Origin of the sequence: Kribbella sp. NPDC004536 (assembly GCF_042873835.1) — a bacterium.
Taxonomy (GTDB): domain Bacteria; phylum Actinomycetota; class Actinomycetes; order Propionibacteriales; family Kribbellaceae; genus Kribbella.
Map to the genome: position 1 here is coordinate 1,633,241 of NZ_JBIALY010000001.1, position 19,421 is coordinate 1,652,661.

Consider the following 19,421-nt stretch of genomic DNA (forward strand, 5'->3'; position numbering starts at 1 on the left):
TACCTCAGATGGTCGAGGGGGTGCGATGACCGATTGGGAACACTTGCGGGTCGATCTGCTGCGGTACGGCAAGGAGGCACCGGGCGCTCTCGTCGTCGGCCCGAGTCCGCACACCGAGCGGCGGTACGAAACGCGGTTCCAGATCAAGCTCGCCGCGTGGGCCGTCGACATCGCGGGCGACCTGCAGAGGAAGTACGGCGAGCTCGTGGAGCTGCAGGTCGGGGCGTTGACCTTTCCAGCGAAGCAACCGGCCTGGGACGTGCGCCGTCTGCAGCTACCCGGTGAGCCTGCGCAATCCGTGGGCCTGACCGTGACCCCGCTTGCACCGTTGACGATTCGTTCTGGCTACCACGCCATGCAGGACGTCCTGGTGACAAACCACGCAAGGCGCGAGCAGGTTCTCCTCACCGCCGGCGACCTCAGGTCAGAAGTCGTCGACGAGAGCGGCCAGACAGTCGGCCGGTATGTCGGGCCGCACAACCTCCCGCGGGTCGAGTTCCCGATCGATCCGCACCAGTCGCGTCAAGTTCCAGTTCTCATCGGCACGGCCTCGGTGGTTCCGGAGCTCGGGTATGCGGTGCCGCCGGGGCGGTGGGGGTTGCAGGTCAGCTTGCAGACCGAAGCCGGCTTCTACCTCTCGGAACCGCTGGAGCTCGTCATCCTCTGAGGGTCAGGGGGTTTTCCTCGGTCAGGTGGGAGAGTTTTGCGGGGTTGCGGATGGCGTAGAGGGCGGTGATCTTGCCGGCTTCGACGTGCAGGACAGTGACGGTGTCGACCTCGTCGGTGAAGCGGAGGACAAGGGCCGGTTGGCCGTTGATCTGGGTTTCCTGGAGCGTGCCTTCGGCCAGCCGGTCCACGGCCAGGGCGAGGATGCGGGCGACCTTTTCGGCGCCGACGACCGGGTGCGGGAGTGCCTGGACCACGCCACCACCGTCACCCAGGAAGACGACATCAGGAGCGAGGATGTCGACGAGACCTTGAACGTCACCGGTGTTGACCGCTCGTTTGAACGCCTCGATCGCGTCCCGGGTCTCGTCCTGGGAGACGGGACCGCGCGGACGGCGCGCGGCGACGTGGGAGCGGGCTCGGTGGGCGATCTGGCGAACGGCGTCCGGCTTCTTGCCGACAGCTTCGGCGATCTCGTCGTAGTCGAACCCGAAGACCTCGCGCAGTACGAACACCGCCCGTTCGGTCGGCTTGAGCGTTTCCAGCACGAGCAGCATCGCCATCGAGACACTGTCGGCCAGCTCCACGTCCTCGGCCACGTCGGGTGCGGTGAGGAGCGGTTCGGGCAGCCACGGGCCGACGTACGACTCCTTGCGGCGGCCGAGGGTGCGGAGGCGTTGGAGGGCTTGCCGGCTGGCGATCCGGACCAGGTACGCGCGCTGGTCCAGCACCGTGTCGAGGTCGACGCCGACCCAGCGCAGCCACGTCTCCTGCAATACGTCCTCGGCGTCCGCGGCCGAGCCGAGCAGCTCGTACGCGACCGTGAACAGGAGGTTGCGATGGGCAACAAAGGCCTCGGTGGCTCGATCGGTCATGCGGCTGCTCCTCAGTACGCGTGTGTCACCCACCAGATGCCGGCCGCGCCAATCCTGTGACAACCAGCAGGGTATTGCGCTCATCACGTCACACGCGGCGACCGACAGGCATCTCGTGTTCGTCCAGTAGATCCCACGAGTGAGGACGACGACGATGGAACCCCGGATCGACCTGATGCGGAACGAGTTCGGCACCAAGCTGGCGAAGCGGCTGTTCGCCGTACACGCGCTGGTCCAGCCTGCGCTGCCGCACTCGACCCAGAACCTGGTGATGCTGCGCGCCAGCCAGATCAACGGCTGCGGGAACTGTATCGACATCCATTCGAAGGAGGCGGCCGCCGAGGGCGAGACGGCCACGCGGCTGAACCTGGTCGCGGGCTGGCGGCACTCGACGGTCTTCACCGAGGAGGAACAGGCCGCCCTGGCGCTCACCGAGGAGGCGACCCGGCTCGCCGACGCGTCCGAGGGCGTCTCCGACGAGACCTGGGCGCGCGCCGCGAAGTACTACGACGAGGACCAACTGATCGCGCTGGTGACGCTGATCGCGATGATCAACGCCACCAACCGGATGGCGGTGACGCTCAACCAGCTCGGCGGCTCGTACGAGCCGGGCCTGATGGCGGCCGTCGTCAGCAGCTAGAGGTCCCAGATGCGTTCGGACGTCCAGGCGTACTCCCAGGCCTGGATGTCCGGGGGCTCGATGCCGAGGCCGGTGAGGATCGCGCAGACCTGTTCTCGGTGGTGGTTGGCGTGGTTGATCGCCTGCGCGACGAAGATGCCGACGCGGGTGCCGCGGGTGTCGTTGTCGACGACGATCACGCGTTCGGTGTCGATCGGCTGGGTCAGGAAGTACTCCCAGAGGGTGCCGGCCTCGGCGTTCCAGCCGGCCAGGGTCTCCAGGTCGGTCGCCGGCTCGCTGTCGACGTACGGCAGCGGCCGGTCGGCGATCCGGCGCAGGTAGCTGCCGTCGCAGCGGACGATGTGGTCGAGGGTCGCCAGGATGCCGCCGTACGTACCGACGCCGGTGACGTCGAGTTGCTCGGCGGTCAGGTTCTGGGCGCGGCAGAACTCGATCAGGCTGCCGGTCGCCCAGTTGTTGTGCCGGATGGGGTCGAAGAGCAGGTCGTTGAGGCCCATACCGGTCAAGCTTGCCGCGAGCGGCTCCCCGGGGACACCGGATTTCCCCGGGGAGGTACGCCGTCAGCCCGCGATGTTGACCATCCAGTTGATGCCGAACTTGTCCGTCACCATGCCGAACTCGTCGCCCCACATCTGCTTCTCCAGCGGGACCGTGACCTTGCCGCCGTCGGACAGCTTCTCGTAGTACCCCCGGAGTTCCTCGCCGTCGCCGCTGAGGCTGATCGCGATGTTCTCACCCGGGTTGTACGGCATGCCCTGCGGCGTGTCGGCGGCCATCAGCGTGAACCCGCTCGGCGTCTCGAGCTGGCTGTGCATCAGCAGCTCGTCGTCCTCCGGGCCGTGGCCCGAGCCGAACTCCTTGAACGTGTTGGACGAGAGCTCGCCGCCGAAGACCCCCTGGTAGAACTCCATCGCCGCACGGGCTTCCTTCTGGAACTGGATGTACGGATTGAGCCGGGATGCCATCGAATTTGTCCTTCCCCCAAACTGGCCGAGCCCTGTGGTCCGGCGCCCATGTTCCGCACAGTAGACCCGGCCGCCGACAGTCCGCGAGATCCCGCTGGCGACCAACTGGTTAAGGTCTGCGCATGATCCTGCGACACATCACGATCGATGCCGCGAACCCGTACGAGTTGGGCCAGTTCTGGAGTACCGTGACCGGCTGGCCGCTCGGGGAGGGCGACGAGCCGGGCGACGACGAGGTACTCGTGCAGGCCCCGGCGCCGGTGCCCGGGCTGCTGTTCATCGCCGTACCGGAGGGCAAGGCGGTCAAGAACCGGGTACACCTCGACTGGGGCCCGACCGAACGTACGCGGGACGCGGAGGTCGAGCGGATCCTGTCACTCGGCGCCACGATCCACGAGGACCACCGCCGCCCCGACGGCCGCGGCTGGGTCACCCTGAAGGACCCCGAAGGCAACGAGTTCTGCGTAGAACGCAGCCAAACCGAAATCGACAGCTGACCCCTCCCGCTCCAACCACCCACCCGCCGTGGCCAAACCCCCACACACCGTCGCCGGCACTCAACAGGCCGACCTCACTGAACCTCCGTCGCCTGCGACCACCGCACCTCGAGGTTTTGGAGGGTTGATTGCGGCATGGCCGAAAACCTACCCATCGCTTGATTCCTCGTGGATCCTGGAGGGGTGAAATGGTGGTGGTGGAGGAAGAAGCGCGCTGCTGAGGAGGGGGAACCTCGGCGGCGGGGTCCGCGGCGGGACGAGGTCAAGGATCTCCGGGCCCAGCTGATCAGTCAGGGGTACACGCTGAAACACTGAGCGCCGGACGGCAACGGTGCCGCAGTGGTTGACGTCCGGTTCATGGGGGTGGACATGCGGAACGCGGGGGCATCGCTGCATGCCGGTGGACGAAATCGACGGAGGGTGGGGAGCGCTGCAGTGGTGCGGCAGGGCGGGACGACGCAGGTGTCGCCCGTGCGCGCGTTCTTCGGGTCGCTGCTCGCCATCGTCGTCACGCTGCTGATCCTCGGCGGTCTCGGCGGCGTCTTCGTCGTACTCGAGCCGCGGACGACGAGCGCCGACGCCCTCGTCGGCGGCAGCGCCTACAGCGTGCCGACCACCGGCGCGGGCCTGTACGGATCCGGCACGCTCGGCCCCTGGCAGAACCTGATGCACCGGATCTCCTCCGAGGACCAGATCCGCGACGTACTCACGTTCGACGGCGTGTTCATGTTCGGCGACAGCATCGCCGTCCAGGACAACCCCGGACTCGAACGGCTGATCGCGGACCGGACCGGCGACTCGATCGCGGTGCACGACTGGTCCGGGCAACCGGCGTCGGCGGCCGTCGACGCGCTCGCGGAGTGGTCGCGCAGCTACGGTCTGCCGCAGCGGATCGTGATGGCCGTCGGTACGAACGACATCTTCGACCCGCCCGCGTTCGCGGCGCAGGTGGAACGGGCGATGCGGATCGCCGGCCCGAACCGGACCGTGTACTGGGTGGACGTCTACGCGAGTCGCACCAAGCAGCCGGCCGCCGTCCGCGACGCCGACCTCGCGAACAGCTCCTGGATCAATCAGCAGCTCTACGAGGCCGCGCTCCAGCACCCGAACCTGAAGATCATCGGGTGGTCGGAGTTCCTCACCGGGCAGCCGGACGGCCCGGCACAGTACCTGCGCGACGGCGTACACACCTCCGAGCCGCTCGGCAGCTCCGCCCGCAACGAACTGATCGCCGACGCCCTCCAGGGTCGCTAACCTGCCAACCGCCGCGCCGATCTACGCGTGTAACAGACGCCGGTACGACGCGCGGGAGTGAGAAATGGCAATCAGGCACTGGTCGATCTCGGCCGCGATCATCGCCGTACTGACCGGGTCGCTCCTCACGCTCGTGCACTTCGAGACCCCGCCCGCGCACGCGAAGGCGGTCGTCAGTACGGGCAGCTACGGCTCCGGCACGCTCGGTTCGTGGCAGGGCGACAACCACGTGATCTCCAGCAGTACGGAGGTACGCCACGTGGTCGCGTCCGACGGCGTGCTGCTGTTCGGCGACAGCATCGCCGTCCAGGACGGCGCCGCGCTCGGCCGGGAGTTGGGTAGGTCGTTCGCGCAGTACAGCTGGGCCGGCCAGCCGACGTCGGCCGCGGTGGACGAGCTCGCCGCCTGGGCCGCGACGTACGGCCTGCCACGGCGGATCGTGATGGCGGTCGGCTCGAACGACATTTTCGATCCGCCCGCGTTCGCCGCCCAGGTCGAGCGGGCGCTCCGGATCGCCGGACCGGATCGAACCGTTTTCTGGGTCGACGTCCAGGTGTCCCGGACCGACCAACCGCCGGCGGTCCAGGTCGCGGATCAGCGCAACAGCGAGTGGATCAACCTGCAACTCGAACAGGCGCAACTGCAGCACCCGAATCTGCGTGTCGTGCACTGGGCCGAGTTCCTCGCGGCGCATCCGGAGCGGCTGTCCACCGATCTCCGCGACGGCCGGCACACCACCGTCCCGGCCGGCCAGGATGCGCGGAACGCCCTGATTCTGCAGGCGATCCGGCGCGGCTGAGGTCTGCCCGAACGGGCAGCCGGAACCGGAGTCCGGGATCCGAAGCAACCTTTTCGGCCGTTCGCGACATCTATTAGGCAGAAGCACCAATCCGATCTCGGGGGGAACCGCAGGCGCCTCGGCGAACTCGATGCCGAGAGCAACATTCAGCGCCACGCGGTCCGAGTAACACCGCCAACCACCTGATGCTGCCCGGGAACCATGCTGAGCTAATTCAGGTATAGGCCAGAATGGTAGGGGAAGACGATGCCCGCGAGACATCTGCGCAGTACCAGGACGACCGTACGACTCACGATCGCCATGCTCGCGAGTGCCGCCGTACTGGCCGTGGTCCTGGTCGTCCCCTGGGGCGGATCCGAGCCGGAGGCCGCGCCCGACCCGACCGTGAGCCAGACACCCGAGCCACCCACCCCCGCGCCGACACCCGCGCGGCGCGACATCTACACGTGTCCGGCGTACAGCGGGATCGACCGGGACAACCCGCTCAGCAACCTCTACAAGGACACCTACACCTGGGGTACGACGCCGCCGACCAAGGTCGGGGACGGCAAGGGTGACATCAACTGGCGGGTGAATCCGGACAACAACCCCAGCTGGTACATGTGGCTGCACTCGCTTCGTTGGCTCGGGCAAGGAATCGCCGCCGGCGGCCGGGGCGACAAGGCCGCGCTACAACGGGTCAGCACGATCGCGCGCGACTGGGTCAACGACAACCCGTACTCGTGGAAGTCCGACGTCGGCGCCTACGAGTCGACGATGCACCGCACCAACGTACTGATCTGCCTGCGGCAGGCCGTCCTGTCCGGGCTGCACGTCGGGCAGTTGCCGCTCACGTACGCCTGGCTCGACAAGGCGCTGCTCGACCACGCGTGGTTCCTGCAGAAGAACTACAGCGGCGACTGGAACCACGGTACCGACGAGAGCCTCGCGCTGTTCGGCATCGGCTGCACACTGATGCGGCCCGACCTGAAGAAGATCGCCAGCGACCGGCTGACCAGCGCGATCAAGACCTCCATCGACACCCAGGGGTCGACCAACGAGCAGTCGACCGGGTACGCGCAGTTCAACTACGCGCTCTGGGGCCGGGCGATCGACGTACTGCGCAAGTGCGGAGCCGATCCCGGTACGACGATCACCGCGCGCCGGCGGGAACTCGCGAAGTGGCTCGCGCTGGCTACCAACTCGCTCGGGAATCTCCCGCAGCTCGGCGACTCCGAGGTGATCAAGACGGTGTCCGTGCCCGGGACGGTGCTCGAGTACGCCGGTACGCTCGGCGCGCGCGGGATCCGGCCGACGCAGCGGATCGGGATCTTCGACGCCGGGTACATCTTCGGGCGGACCGGGTGGGGCGAGACGCGGCCGTTCACCCAGGAGTCGACGTACAGCATCCGGTTCGGGCCGTCACAGAAGCTGCACGGGCACAACGACCACACGTCCGTCACGTACACCTCGCGCGGGCGGGACATCCTGATCGACGGCGGGCACGCCGGGTACAAGGTCGACGACTGGCGGTTCTGGGCGAGGAGCCAGTTCGCGCACAACGAGATGGTCGTCCAGTCGGCGACCGGGCACCCGGAGACGAAGCTGGTGCGGTCGGCGATCAAGCCGACGTCGGAGTTCTACGAGCTGCACGACGAGCCGGGGCCGGGGATCGACCGGACGCGGGACGTGCTGGTGCTGAAGGATCCGGACCTGATGGTGGTGCTGGATCGCGGTACCTCCGTTGCCGACCAGGACTACTCGGCGCTGTGGCATCTGCCGGCGGACCAGCAGGTGGTTGTCAGCGGCAACGACCGGGCGGTGGCTGCGAAGCCTGGCGACACAGTGAAGACGACGCTGCTGCAGATACCTTTCGGGCAGCAGCCGACGCCGATCGAGGTGACGAGCGGGCAGCAGAACCCGATCCAGGGGTGGCACTACCGCACGATCAACGACAAGAAGGCCGCACCGGTGGTCAAGTTCAACCGCTCGGGCCAGGAGGCGAAGATCCTCTCGGTGATCGCCCCGACGCGAACCAACGCCGCCGTCTCGTACACCACGTCCTGGCAGGGCTCCCAGATGCTCCTCACCCTGAAGGTCGACGGCGTAACAACCGCAATCACCATCGCCCCCGACGGAACCCTCCAACGAACCAAGTAACCCCGAAGCGGACCGCCAGCACTACACAACCACCCACCAACCGCCCACCCTGAGCGCAAACCACCCCACAAAACGCCCAATACACAGTGCTGGCGATCCGCCCCACCCTCCCAACTCGCCCGCCCCCGCCGCCGCCGCACATGCTCGAACGGCCGGGCCCCACCCAAATACGCCGCACAACACCCGTCCGCACGACACCCCACAGCCCGCACGCACCCGCACCGCCTCGCACGGGCCTCGGTGCCCGTCCCGGCCCGCCCGATGGGCACCCACCTCGCACCGCCCACAGGCGACCACCCGCACGACCGCTACGCGCACGGCACGCGCGCACACCGCCGCCACACCGCCGCCTCGGGCCGTGCTCCGTGCCGCCGCTCCAGGCCGTGCTCCGTGCCGCCGCTCCGTGCCGGCGCTCCGTGCCGCCCGATCGGCAGCTTCTCAGACGACACCTACCCGGGGTACTGCCCCTCCGGTGCGCGCCCCGCTCGCGTCCCACCTCCCCCTGCGTCGCGCTCGCCTGGGTACGGCTCGGGGGCGGGTGGTCAGGTGGATTTCGGGGTGGTGGGTTTCCAGTCGCGGGGTGGGTCTTCGCCTACTCGGCCGTCGACCGCCTCGCGGATCAGGTCGGCGTGGCCGGTGTGGCGGCCGTATTCCTCGATCAGGTCGCACACCAGCCGGCGCAGACTCGCATGCCGCCCGTCGGGCCACGCGATATCGGCCGGCTGATCCAGTCCACCGTCCGCGATCGCCGCGGCGAGAGTCTCGCGGGACCGGGCGACCGCGCCGTCCCACAGCGCGTACAACTCCTCCGGCGTGTTGTCGACCGCCGAGTTGAACTCCCAGTCGTTGTCGTCCCGCCAGCCGTTCTGTACCCACGGCCCACCCATCGGCTTCCCGCGGAACTTCACGTCGAACAGGTAGTCCTCGTTCGCCGCCAGATGCTTCAGCAACCCACCGAGCGTGATCGACGAGGCCCCGATCCGGGTGTTCAACCCGTCCGCATCCAGCCCGTCCACCTTGTACCGGAACGTGGTCCGCAACCGGTCGAGCGCCCCCACCAGATGCCCGACCTCATCCCCCGCCACCGGCGGCTCCCACCACGGAGAAACCCACTCATCATCACTCATACCCCGCACCGTAAACCCCATTCCGGACACTCCCCTTCCGGAACGTCATACTCACCGCATGCCCGATTGCCCGACCTGCGGCCGAACGCTCGACGCCCACAACCGTCACATCCGCTTCACCCTCCCGACGCCGGTCTTGGACCTCCCGGAACGCGACCAAACCCCAGGCACCTGGATGAGCCACCAGACTCCCCGTGAGTCCGTCATGCTGCAGGTCCCCGGCGCCGGCGCCTTCGTCCGCGTGCTCCTCCCGGTCCACCTCGACGGCGGCTACCAGGTCACGTTCGGCGTATGGCTAGGCATCCACCCCGACCAGTTGCCCCAGACGTTCGCGGTCTGGTGGGAGCCCGAGTACGCCGACCTCCGCCTGGACGGCGTACTCGCCAACCGAATCGAACCCTGGGGCCTCTTCCCCACGCGTGCAATCGCGACGGTCCGCGACCCGGACCAAACCCCGTACATCACTGCATCACCCGATCCCCAACTGTCCGACGTACTCACCAAACCCTGGCCCCACGAGGACGTACTGCCCCACCTGCCTGAGTAGGGTCCGGGGATGCAGGGGTATGCAGGTGTGGTTGCGCAGTACGGCGGGAAGATCGCGTTGGTGTGGGAGCAGTACGAGGCCTGGAACGGTCCGTACTGGAATCTCCCGAGCGGCGCCGTAGAAGACGGTGAGACACCGGCTGACGGTGCGGTCCGTGAACTGCGCGAGGAGATGGGGCTACTGGCTCGTGCGGCAGAACTCGGGCTTGTGTGGACAACCCGGACCGTTGTCGACGGACGGGCGACCTCGCGATCGTGGAACTACCTTGTGGACGTCGAGGATCCGGCCTTCGCCGTCGACGATCCGGATGGGTCGGTGATGGAGGTGCGGTGGTTCGGCCCGGAGGACGCGGTACGGGCTCTCGCGCAGGTGCCGTACCCGCCGATCTCCGTTCCCGCGGTGCACTACCTGACAACAGGCGACGCCGGTCGCGACTGGACCTTCACTCAGACCGCAGGACACTGGACCTGGTAGGCAACCACCCGGTCCGAGCGTAAATATCGCGAGACCCCAACCAGGCCTGGAATCGGAGTAGCTGCAGACGCCGTGATCCAGCACAGCCTGGGTACAGCCAGTAGCCGGGGGCACGTTCACCTCGAGCGGCGGCCTGCTCCTTGATGGCCAGGATCGTGCCGCGGGTTTCTGGGGTCAGGGCGGCTTGCAGGGCTGCGGTTAGTGGGGCGGCGCCTGGCACGCCGGGTCCGAAGAGCCACATGTCCACGGTCCAGGTGACGGCCGGGGTTTCGTATTCGAGTTTCCAGTACTGACCCTGCTCGTGGCGGTCGCGGGCGTCGAGGTATGTGATTCGGCGTACCTTGGGGTGCTCGGCGAGGGGTGCCAGGGCGGCGAAGCCGTCTGTTGAACGTGGTGCCGGGGAGTGGATTTCTAGATCGATGTCGGGGGCAACGACCAGGTCGGTGGCGACGGAGCCGACGAGCGTTACTTCGCCGTGGGGGCTCCAGCGGTCCAGTAGGTTCAGGTCGCGGAGGATCTCGTGTGCCTCCTCGCGTCTGTTCACAGGGGGCGCCGGACGACGATGTTGCGCTTGGCGGAGGTGCAGTGCTCGGCGTATGGCGTGAAGCCTGCTGTCAGGAACGTGCTGAGTACGCCGCGCCCGGGATCGCCGGGCAGCGTCTTCACCGGGTACGCCTCGACGAGGCGCGCGCCGGCGGTTCGGGCGTACTCGACGGCGGCCTCGATCATCGGGAGCGTCAGGCCCTGCCCGCGATACCCCCGCTTCACGAACAGGCAGTTGATAGCCCAGACCGACGGGTCGTCCGGCTCGTCGATCGGGAGTGTTCGCGAGTGGACGATCGCGTAGTACGACGGCCTCGGCGCGACGGCGCACCACGCCGCCGGGCGGTCCCCGACGTACCCGATCACGCCGACCGGTTCACCCGCCCGGAGGAATTCCCCCAACGCCGCACGGTTCTCCGCGTTTCCGTTCGCGGCGACGGTCGCCGCGGGCAGGCGCCGCGCCATGCACCAGCAGCCGCGGGTACCGCCGCTCGCGCCGAACAGTTCGAGCAGGTCGTCCCACCGAGCGTGATCAGCTACACGTGTAACCAGCGCCATTCGCGCATTCAAGCACGCGACCAGGACACAATCGGGCTGAAGATTTCTCCGGGTGAGCTGTCGGATCCGGGGTACGGCGTTCGTTGCAGGGGTGAATGGCGGCCTGACGAGCGCCGCCGGGACAAGGGAGTGATGAGATGCCGCGGTACCTGATCTCGTTCGGCAACGCCGCGATGGACCACATCCCCGAGGAGGACTTCCCCGAGGTCGGCAAGGCCGCGCACGCGGTCTGCCAGGAGGCGAAGGACGCCGGGGTGTTCCGCTTCGCCGGCGGTTTCCGGTACGACGACGGCGACGTCGAGCACGCTGTCGTCGGCACCGACGGGATGGTGATCGACGGGCCGTACCCGGAGAGCAAGGAGCTCATCGGCGGCGTCCTGGTCGTCGACGTACCGACCCGCGAGGACGCGTTCTTCTGGGCCGGCAAGATCGCCGCCGCCTGCCGCTGCCCGCAGGACGTCCGCAAGTTCCTGCACGACCCCGACCTGATCGAATGATCTACACGAGTAGATCAGCCGCGGCCCAGGCGTAGGTAGAGGTCCCGGAGGAGGCAGATCTCTCGGCGCCGTGGTGGACCAGCTCCACGTTCGAGTAGAGGACGAGGCGGGCCATCGGGGCGTCGGCGAAGGCGGGCGGCCAGCCTTGCGGGCGGAGCAGGCCGGCCTCGCCCTCGCGGCGTACGGCGTCGATCCAGGCGGCGAAGTTGTCGTCGAGTTGCCGGAGCGCCTGGTCGGCGGTGCCGGCGTACTCGAAGGTGTCCAGGTCGACCTCCGGACCGCCGAACCGGCGTGACACGCTCTGGGCGAGACCGGAGGCCAGGTGGCCGAGCCGCCAGGCGATGGTCGTGACCGGCTCCGGATCGTGGTTGTCGCCGTAGTCCCAGGTGAACTCGCCCTGCCCGAACGACCGCTGCGCCGAACTCTGCCCGCGGCGGCTGACCGTCCAGCAGCCCTCGACCGGCTCCCAGAAGTACTCGTCGTCGGTCAGCCCGTCGAGCCGCGGCCGGAGCCGGGTACGCCAGTGGGTCTCGATCTGTTCGACTACCTCGGCATTCCAGTCCATCCGCCGGATGGTAGCCGCGGCGCGGGCTACTGTTGCCGACCATGAAGAGCGAGCTCGCGGACGTCGCCTGGCCGCCGGACCCGATCAAGACCGAACGGCTCGTACTGCGTGAGTCCGAGGCGCGGGACCGTACGGCGCTGATCGAGCTGCTCGCGTCGCCGGAGGTCGGGACGTACATCGGCGGTGCGCAATCGCGGGACGCACTCGAGCGGAACCTGCCGGAAGTACCGGGGCGGCGTACCGGCGTGTTCGTCGTCGAACTCGACGGAGAGCTGATCGGCACCATCACCCTCGACCAACGGGACCCGGAGGCCGAGGTGCGACCCGGCCTGGCGCAGGTCGAACTCGGCTATCTCTTTCTCCCGTCCTCCTGGGGCCACGGCTACGCCACCGAAGCCTGCACCGCCGCCCTCGGGTGGTTCGCCAGCGCGCGCCCCGGCGAGCCAGTGGTCCTCGTGACCCAAACCGCCAACACCCGCTCGCTCACCCTCGCCCAAAACCTGGGCTTCACCGAAGCCGCACAGTACGCAGCTTGGGGCGCGACCCAATGGCTCGGCCTCTGGACACCGCCCCAGGCGTCATGAGCGACGGCCAGCTGCGCCGCAACCAACTCATCCGCACCAGCCGCCACCGCCTGCCCAGGCGGAACTCCCGTCACTCGCCGGACCTCGTCGACCCGCACCTCGTCGAACGTGCCGTCCGGCTTCCACAGGTACAACCCGACGTACCCCGCCTCGAAGGTGAACAGTTCATCACTGAGGAAGAACCTGCGACCGTCCTCCGCGGTGCCGGCGTACGGCACGTGGTAGTCGTCCGGGACGATCCTGAATCGCTCGGGTGCCTGGCTCACGGGGCGCTACTCAACCAGATCCGGACTGAGGACTCTCTTTATCTTAAGGAGATTCTTGGTAACGAATGGACAATTCTGACAACAAACTGAGAGTCTCGCGGCGTCTATACGTTGAGACCGGTGGAACCTTCGCGGGACTGCCGGACACAACAGGGGTAGGGAACGGACCTTGGGGGAGGTCTGTCCCAATACCGGTCTAGTCCTTATGTGTCAAGCCTGAATTTTGTGGGGGAACGAGCACTGTGGATGGGAACAGCGCCAATCGGGACGGGATGCCTGCGCGACTGGACGCGGAGGTGCGGCTGCTGGTCGGTCCGGCCAACTTCGCCGGGCAGGGGACGCGGTGGGCGCGGGCGTTCGAGCAGCGCGTACCGACCGCGAAGGCGACCTCGTTCGCGTTCTTCCGGGGCGTTCTCGACTACCCGGTCGACTACGGCGTACCGGCGCGGACGTACCGGCGGAACCACCGGTGGCGCCTGAACTTCTACAACCACGTCGTACGGAACTACACGCACGTCCTGCTCGAGGCGGCGCGCCCGATCTTCGGGCCGCTGCACGGCCCGGACGGGTCCTTCGAGATCCCGCATCTGCTCACCAAGGGATTGCAGGTCGGCCTGATCGCGCACGGATCCGACGTACGCGTCCCAAGCCGGCACGCGGAGAGCGAGCCGTGGTCGCCGTTCCCGGACCTCGAGGACGAGACCGTCGAGCTACTCGAGCGGAACGCGACCCGCGCCGTCGAGCTGTTCACGTCGTACCCGGGCAATGTATACGTATCCACTCCGGACCTGCTCGACTACGTACCGAACGCGACCTGGTGCCCGGTGATCGTCGACGTCGGCACCTGGCGCAGCGATGCTCCGGTTCTCGAACACGACAAGCCCGTCGTCGCGCACGCGCCGAGCAAGTCCGCGATGAAGGGCTCGGAGCTGATCGACCCGATCATGCGGCGCCTGGCCGAGCAGGGCCTGATCACGTACCGCCGGGTCGAGGGCGTCGATCCCGCGGACATGCCGGCCGTGTACCGCGACGCCGACATCGTGCTCGACCAGTTCCGGATCGGCAGCTACGGCGTCGCCGCCTGCGAGGCGATGGCGGCAGGCCGGATCGTGGTCGGCCACATCGCGCAGCACGTCCGCGACCGCGTCGCCGCCGACACGGGCCTCGAACTGCCGATCGTCGACGCGACCCCGGACACCGTCGAGCAGGTCGTACGAGACCTGATCGCGAACCGGGAACGCGGCCGCGAGCTCGCCGCGCGCGGACCGGCGTACGTCGAGAAGGTCCACGACGGCCGCTGGTCGGCCGACGCGCTGGCCACGTTCGTCGAGCAGCCGAGGCCGGTACGCGCGAACTGGAAGCCGGCGTGGATCCGCCCGAAGGTCGTGATGATGGCCGGCAACGACATCGTCAGCGACGCCCGGGTCCTCAAGTACGCGCAGACGGTGGCGAACTGGGACCTCGACGTCACCTGCATCGGTATCCCCGGCCGCCGGATGCGGGGCGTCCGCCAGTTCGGCAAGGTACAAGTTCTGTGCCCGACGATCCCGTCGAAGGTGCTGGTCACGGGGTGGCGCAAGCGGCTGGCGAACGTGAAGAACAACCTGAATCCGTTGTTCCGGACCGAGGCCGAGTACATGCTCGCCTACGGCCGCTGGCAGTACGCGAGCCGCGAACTCCGCGCCGAACGCGGCCGCGACCGCCGCGACCGGGAGCGCACCGGCACCACGAAACGTTCGCTCCGTGAGCGGACGCAACGCGCAATACGTTGGCGCTCCCTACGACTGCACCGCGCGGTCCTCAACTCCCGCGCGTACTTCGCGCGCCGCGCCAAGCGGACGGAGAACGCCGACCTGGGGATCGGGAAACGCCGCGAACGGATACTTGCCCTGTACCGGCACCTGCCGGCTGGCCGCTGGCGGCGGGTGATGCCGGAGCTGGTCGACCAGGAGCTGACGCTCGGCCCGCTGCTCGACCGTCTGCTGATCGAGGTGATCCACGTCCACGACGTGTTCATGCTCGGCATCGCCGCCCGCGCCGCGCACCGGGCAGCCCTCGACGGGCGGACGATCAAGATCATCTACGACGCCCACGAGTACATCCCCGGCGTACCGGTCGTGGCTCCGCGGCGCGTCGCGGCGTACACGGATCTGGAACGAGAGTTCATCGGCGACGCCGACCGTGTCATCACGGTGTCCGAGCCCCTGGCGCAGTGGCTGCAGCGCGACCACAAGCTGGCCGAACTTCCCGACGTGGTCCTCAACGCGCCCGTGGAACCGCCGAAGGATGCCGAGGTCAAGGATCTGCGCTCGCTCTTGCGGTTGCACCAGGACGTACCGCTGCTTGTGTACGGCGGCGGGGTGAACCGGGCGCGCGGCGTCGGTACGGTCGTCGAGGCGTTGCCGCAGCTGCCCGACGTACACCTCGCGATCGTCGCGCGGGAGAACCCTGTCACCACGGAGCTGCTCGCGCGGGCGGCCGAGCTGGGCGTGGGCGACCGCGTACACCTGGCGCCGTTCGTGAACGCCGAGGTCGTACCGCTGTACCTGCGCTCCGCCAGCATCGGACTCAGCCCGCTCCTGCACGCCCCGAACCACGACATCGCCGTGACGAACAAGTTCTGCGAGTACATCGCCGCGGGCCTGCCGATCGTCACCAGCGACACCCCGGCGCAGGCCGACCTGGTGAACGAGCTCGACCTCGGCGCGGTCTACCCGGCCGGCGACGTGGACGGACTCGTACGAGCGGTCCGTACGGTACTGGCCGACCGCGACCGGATCGCCAAGCGGATCGCGTCCGACCCGGACCTGCTGCACCGGTTCTCGTGGGCCGCGCAAGCCGAGGTCATCCGGTCGGTGTACGACGAGGTGATGGGCGAGCTGCCCGACGCCGCGTGGGCTCCGGACGCGACCGTCGTACGGCGACTGCTCCCCGACGCGCCGGAGCTGCCCGAGACCGGGTGGCACGCCTTCAGGAGGAAAAACCCCAGGGCACAGGCGTCCTGACCTGGGAGAATCGGCGTGTGAAGAAGCCGCAGACCGACCCCGTGGTGGCCCGGAACCGCAAGGCCGCCCACGACTACCAGCTCGGCGAGTCCTGGGAGGCGGGGATCGTGCTGCAAGGCCCGGAGGTGAAGGCGCTCCGGGCCGGGCGGGCGTCCTTGATCGGCGGGTTCGCGATGGTCGAGGACCGCGAGATCTGGCTGCACGGCGTCCACATCCCGCAGTACTCCCAGTCCCGCTGGTTCGAGGGCGGCTCCCGGCGCAAGCGCAAACTCCTCCTGCACCGCGCCCAGATCGACAAGATCGAACGCAAGGTCAACGAGGCCGGGCTGACGATCGTCCCGATCACCCTCTACTTCAAGGAAGGCCGCGCCAAGGTAGAGATAGCCCTGGCCCGCGGCAAGAAGTCCTGGGACAAACGCCAAGCCCTGGCCGAACGAGAAGCCACCCGAGAAACCGAACGAGCCCTCAACCGCCGCCGCAAAGGCCACCGCGACTAGGGCTTGTCTGGCTCCCCTTGAAGGCGGAGTCTGGCTTGGGGGGTCGCCGCTGACGCGGTGGCCGAGGGGGAACGATGTCTTGGGTGCCTCGACGTAGCAGGATGCGCCGCGCTGCCGTCGTGGTCGTCGTGGTCGCCGTACTGACGGCGCTCGCGGACTGCGGCACACCGGCGCCCTCGGGCCCTGTGACCAAGCCGGTCGGATTGATAGCCATCGGCCATTCGGGACTGACCGGCCGGGGGACGGCTCATCCCGAGGAGGATGCGCTCCAGTACTCGTGGGCAACCGGGACGAGTCCCAACGTGAACAGCATCTACCTGCGCCTGGTGAAGTTGCGGCCGCAGGACAAGGGTCACGTCGCGAACACAGCCGTCGACGGCGCGACCGCATCGTCACTGGACGGCGAGGCGGAGCTGGCGCTGCAGCAGGTGTCTGCACCCGCCTTGGTCATCATCTCGATCATCGGCAACGACATCCGGTGCGACGGTACCGACGACCAGCACATCCCCGAGTTCGGTCAGGACGTCAGTGCCGCTTTGGACACCATCACGAAGAAGTCCCCGGACTCGCGGATCCTGGTCGTAGGTCAGATGGGACGCCCCGACCCCGCGCTCGCGCGGGCGATCGTTGCCCACGACCCGAACGCGAAGTACACCGTCACCGGTTCCGGCATCTGTTCCTTCTACGACGTCACCGGCGCGCTGGTGCCATCGCATTTCAAGACCCTCACCGCGATCACCGAGGCGTACGAGGCCGAGCAGGCGCGCGTGTGCGCGAAGTACCCGCAGTGCCACACCGACGGCGGGGCGCGCGAGGCTTACAAGGACAAACTGGAGAACTTCGCGCCGGACTGGATGCACCACAACATCACCGGCCAAACCCAGGAAGCCGCAATCACCTGGCCGGCCGTCGAGAAAGCTCTCGGCCTGTAAACGCTGTGGTAATCTCGGCGTCGCAGGCGCGGGTTCGAACCCGGTCGTAGGGCGCAACGGCATTCCAAGCCGAAAGGGCGAGGCCCACCTACTTCAAGACCGAAGAGGGAGCGCCATGCCCAAGCTCGAAACGTACAAGAAGCAGGCGAAACTACTCGTCCGCTGGCACCGCGAAGGAAACTTCTCGATCGGCGGCCGCATCCGACAACTCGCGCGCTATCGCACGTTGTCCGACCGTGAAGCCCTCGCGCTGAAGTTTCCGCTCAGCGAGGCCCAAGAGATCATCGCCCTCGAAGCCGGCTACGCCAACTGGGCCGAACTCAAGGCGAACACGGAAGCAGCCCCGCCCACCAACGAACAGACTCATCACACGGCAGCCGCGAGCGCCAAACCAGTGCTGTACGTCGCCAACGTCAACGCCTCGGCCACGTTCTACCGCGACCAACTCGGCTTCCGCATCGACTTCCTACACGGCAACCCGCCGTTCTACGGCTCGGTGTCACGCAACGGCGCCACCTTGCACCTGAAACACGTAGACGAGCCGGTATTCGCACCCGCCGCCGCGGAACGAGAAGGCCTCATCATGGCCTTCATCGACACACCGAACGTACACGAGCTCTACGCGGAATACCTGACCACTGACGCCAAGATCATCCAAAAACTAACCAAACAACCCTGGGGCGGCACCGACTTCACCCTCCGCGACCCAGACGGCAACACAATCACCTTCGCCGGCTGACCCCGCCACCTCCAGACAAACAGAACCTCAGGTCACTCAGCCCATGACCTGAGGTTCCTCGGTATACGGGTGGAGCCGCCTGTCGGAATTACGAGTCCGTCATCACCCACAAGTAATGCCGGGCGACCCGTGATCCAGAGCGTCGAACATGCTCGTCGATCACGGGTCGCTGACGGCTGTTGAGGGCAATCCGGGGCACGTCGGGCGCACCGCTCCCGCGCAGGTAGCCAGTGGAAGATCGGCCGACGCCACGCTCAGTGACTGGTCCTGAACCTGAACCGATGTCCGCCCAGTGACCTCAATCGGCCTGGCCGACCCCTCGTACTCGCTCGTTAATCGCGCACGGTCGCCCAGGCAGTGATGCAACCTGCCGCATCATCAGCCCGGGTCTTCGATCCAGCCCACTCGGCCGCGTTCGACTTCTGCACTGCCCACGCAATGCATGGACGTCCTGATCGCCTCCGAATCACGAGCCCGAAGTAGCCGGGCCGCGCGGACAGCACGTCCGACCTGTTGAGCCGTCGAGTCCAGAACGGATTCCGTATGACGAGTTGCTCGCCTCTGAGCCTGACGTCGGGATGCATCGCCCCGAGCCACCAGATAGCCGTGAGGACGATGGTGAGCGGCACCAGATCTGCAGGGGGGAGATGCTCGACGATTGTGTCGACGGTCGCAACTACCGGAAGACCAAGCAGCACAACACCCGATCCGATGCGCCCGGCGAGACTGACTCTCCAAGTCCGCTCGTCGGGCTCTTCGCACGGACTCATGCGCGGAATTGTCGCAGCGCACGGGCGACCACACCTGCCCCGTCCCCTGATAGCTGCCACCCAAGGTCAGCGCGGCGCATGTCAAGAGTCGGCTTGCCGATCCCGTAGGGACGCCGTAGGCGCTCTTGATGCGTGTCGTGGTGGCCGTACGATCGAGCGGCCGGGGGGACGGGGTAACCGCCACCGCCAGACGCTAGTACGTCGGCTCGTGCCAGTTGGATTGCGTGGGTGGGGAAGCGTCTGCTTCTGGGCTCCGGCGAGGACGGCGTCCTGGACGCGGCGGAAGATCTGCGGTGGTCTACCGCGATCACGGCGATCGGTGCTCCCTAGCTTCGGGTTCACGACCTTCGCCACACGGCTGCGTCGGTCTGGCTCGGATCCGGCGCTGACCCGAAGGTGGTTCAGCGCATCCCGGGGCAGTCGGCGGCCATGACGATGGACCTCTGTGGGCGTCTGATCGACCAGAACCTGGGGGGCGCGGC

The 19,421-nt window shown here is 67.7% G+C and carries 20 protein-coding genes; 14 read left to right on the forward strand and 6 right to left on the reverse strand.

What is annotated here, in order from left to right:
• Positions 1-25: 25 nt before the first annotated feature.
• Positions 26-667 carry a hypothetical protein gene (locus ACFYRU_RS08080; RefSeq protein WP_387654508.1) on the forward strand — a complete coding sequence of 214 codons (642 nt, stop codon included), beginning with the start codon at positions 26-28 and terminating at the stop codon, positions 665-667.
• Here ACFYRU_RS08080 and ACFYRU_RS08085 read toward each other — a convergent pair.
• Complete coding sequence (locus ACFYRU_RS08085) at positions 657-1,541, reverse strand: RNA polymerase sigma-70 factor (protein WP_387654511.1); 885 nt, start codon at positions 1,539-1,541, stop codon at positions 657-659. The genes ACFYRU_RS08080 and ACFYRU_RS08085 overlap by 11 nt on opposite strands.
• Before the next feature lie 154 nt (positions 1,542-1,695).
• Between ACFYRU_RS08085 and ACFYRU_RS08090 the strand changes: the two genes are divergently transcribed.
• Complete coding sequence (locus tag ACFYRU_RS08090) at positions 1,696-2,181, forward strand: carboxymuconolactone decarboxylase family protein (RefSeq protein ID WP_387654513.1); 486 nt, start codon at positions 1,696-1,698, stop codon at positions 2,179-2,181.
• Here the strand turns inward: ACFYRU_RS08090 and ACFYRU_RS08095 are convergent.
• Positions 2,178-2,678, reverse strand: coding sequence for a DinB family protein (locus ACFYRU_RS08095; RefSeq protein ID WP_387654515.1), 501 nt, complete (start codon positions 2,676-2,678; stop codon positions 2,178-2,180). The two genes, ACFYRU_RS08090 and ACFYRU_RS08095, sit on opposite strands and share 4 nt — an antisense overlap.
• A gap of 63 nt (positions 2,679-2,741) precedes the next feature.
• Positions 2,742-3,146: a VOC family protein gene (locus ACFYRU_RS08100; RefSeq protein WP_387654518.1), complete on the reverse strand. Its 405-nt coding sequence runs from the start codon at positions 3,144-3,146 to the stop codon at positions 2,742-2,744.
• A gap of 122 nt (positions 3,147-3,268) precedes the next feature.
• On the opposite strand from ACFYRU_RS08100, the gene ACFYRU_RS08105 reads away from it, so the two are divergent.
• The 4 genes from ACFYRU_RS08105 to ACFYRU_RS08120 all read left to right on the forward strand — a co-directional run bounded on the left by ACFYRU_RS08105 (position 3,269) and on the right by ACFYRU_RS08120 (position 7,835).
• On the forward strand, positions 3,269-3,643 hold the full coding sequence (locus ACFYRU_RS08105; protein ID WP_387654521.1) for a VOC family protein: 375 nt from the start codon (positions 3,269-3,271) through the stop codon (positions 3,641-3,643).
• A gap of 420 nt (positions 3,644-4,063) precedes the next feature.
• A complete protein-coding gene (locus ACFYRU_RS08110) occupies positions 4,064-4,897 on the forward strand; it encodes a hypothetical protein (protein ID WP_387654524.1) in 834 nt (277 codons plus the stop codon).
• 64 nt (positions 4,898-4,961) lie between these two features.
• A complete protein-coding gene (locus tag ACFYRU_RS08115; protein ID WP_387654526.1) occupies positions 4,962-5,696 on the forward strand; it encodes a hypothetical protein in 735 nt (244 codons plus the stop codon).
• Between the two features lie 246 nt (positions 5,697-5,942).
• Entirely contained in the window at positions 5,943-7,835 is a 1,893-nt protein-coding gene (locus tag ACFYRU_RS08120) for a heparinase II/III family protein (protein WP_387654529.1), read from the forward strand.
• A 542-nt stretch (positions 7,836-8,377) separates the two neighbouring features.
• Here the strand turns inward: ACFYRU_RS08120 and ACFYRU_RS08125 are convergent.
• Positions 8,378-8,962: a DUF664 domain-containing protein gene (locus tag ACFYRU_RS08125; protein WP_387654531.1), complete on the reverse strand. Its 585-nt coding sequence runs from the start codon at positions 8,960-8,962 to the stop codon at positions 8,378-8,380.
• A 58-nt stretch (positions 8,963-9,020) separates the two neighbouring features.
• On the opposite strand from ACFYRU_RS08125, the gene ACFYRU_RS08130 reads away from it, so the two are divergent.
• Both ACFYRU_RS08130 and ACFYRU_RS08135 read left to right on the forward strand, forming a co-directional pair.
• Positions 9,021-9,509 (forward strand): hypothetical protein, encoded by a 489-nt coding sequence (locus ACFYRU_RS08130; protein ID WP_387654534.1) that lies wholly within the window; start codon positions 9,021-9,023, stop codon positions 9,507-9,509.
• 9 nt (positions 9,510-9,518) lie between these two features.
• Positions 9,519-9,983 (forward strand): NUDIX hydrolase, encoded by a 465-nt coding sequence (locus ACFYRU_RS08135; protein WP_387654537.1) that lies wholly within the window; start codon positions 9,519-9,521, stop codon positions 9,981-9,983.
• Positions 9,984-10,523: 540 nt separating this feature from the next.
• On the opposite strand, the gene ACFYRU_RS08140 is transcribed toward ACFYRU_RS08135, so the two are convergent.
• Positions 10,524-11,084 carry a GNAT family N-acetyltransferase gene (locus tag ACFYRU_RS08140; RefSeq protein WP_387654538.1) on the reverse strand — a complete coding sequence of 187 codons (561 nt, stop codon included), beginning with the start codon at positions 11,082-11,084 and terminating at the stop codon, positions 10,524-10,526.
• A 137-nt stretch (positions 11,085-11,221) separates the two neighbouring features.
• Between ACFYRU_RS08140 and ACFYRU_RS08145 the strand changes: the two genes are divergently transcribed.
• Positions 11,222-11,581 (forward strand): YciI family protein, encoded by a 360-nt coding sequence (locus tag ACFYRU_RS08145; RefSeq protein ID WP_387654541.1) that lies wholly within the window; start codon positions 11,222-11,224, stop codon positions 11,579-11,581.
• 1 nt (position 11,582) lies between these two features.
• On the opposite strand, the gene ACFYRU_RS08150 is transcribed toward ACFYRU_RS08145, so the two are convergent.
• Entirely contained in the window at positions 11,583-12,146 is a 564-nt protein-coding gene (locus ACFYRU_RS08150) for a DinB family protein (protein ID WP_387654544.1), read from the reverse strand.
• A gap of 41 nt (positions 12,147-12,187) precedes the next feature.
• Here ACFYRU_RS08150 and ACFYRU_RS08155 point away from each other — a divergent pair, with 41 nt between their 5' ends.
• The 5 genes from ACFYRU_RS08155 (at position 12,188) to ACFYRU_RS08175 (ending at position 18,169) form a co-directional block, all read left to right on the forward strand.
• Positions 12,188-12,730: a GNAT family N-acetyltransferase gene (locus ACFYRU_RS08155; protein WP_387654547.1), complete on the forward strand. Its 543-nt coding sequence runs from the start codon at positions 12,188-12,190 to the stop codon at positions 12,728-12,730.
• A 538-nt stretch (positions 12,731-13,268) separates the two neighbouring features.
• Positions 13,269-16,001: a glycosyltransferase gene (locus ACFYRU_RS08160; RefSeq protein WP_387654548.1), complete on the forward strand. Its 2,733-nt coding sequence runs from the start codon at positions 13,269-13,271 to the stop codon at positions 15,999-16,001.
• 17 nt (positions 16,002-16,018) lie between these two features.
• Entirely contained in the window at positions 16,019-16,498 is a 480-nt protein-coding gene (smpB, locus tag ACFYRU_RS08165) for an SsrA-binding protein SmpB (RefSeq protein ID WP_387654550.1), read from the forward strand.
• An 83-nt stretch (positions 16,499-16,581) separates the two neighbouring features.
• Positions 16,582-17,430, forward strand: a complete 849-nt coding sequence (locus ACFYRU_RS08170) for a hypothetical protein (protein ID WP_387654552.1) — start codon at positions 16,582-16,584, stop codon at positions 17,428-17,430.
• A gap of 115 nt (positions 17,431-17,545) precedes the next feature.
• The gene (locus ACFYRU_RS08175) at positions 17,546-18,169 is read left to right on the forward strand and encodes a glyoxalase superfamily protein (protein WP_387654554.1); all 624 of its coding nucleotides are present in this window, start codon (positions 17,546-17,548) and stop codon (positions 18,167-18,169) included.
• Positions 18,170-19,421 lie beyond the last annotated feature (1,252 nt).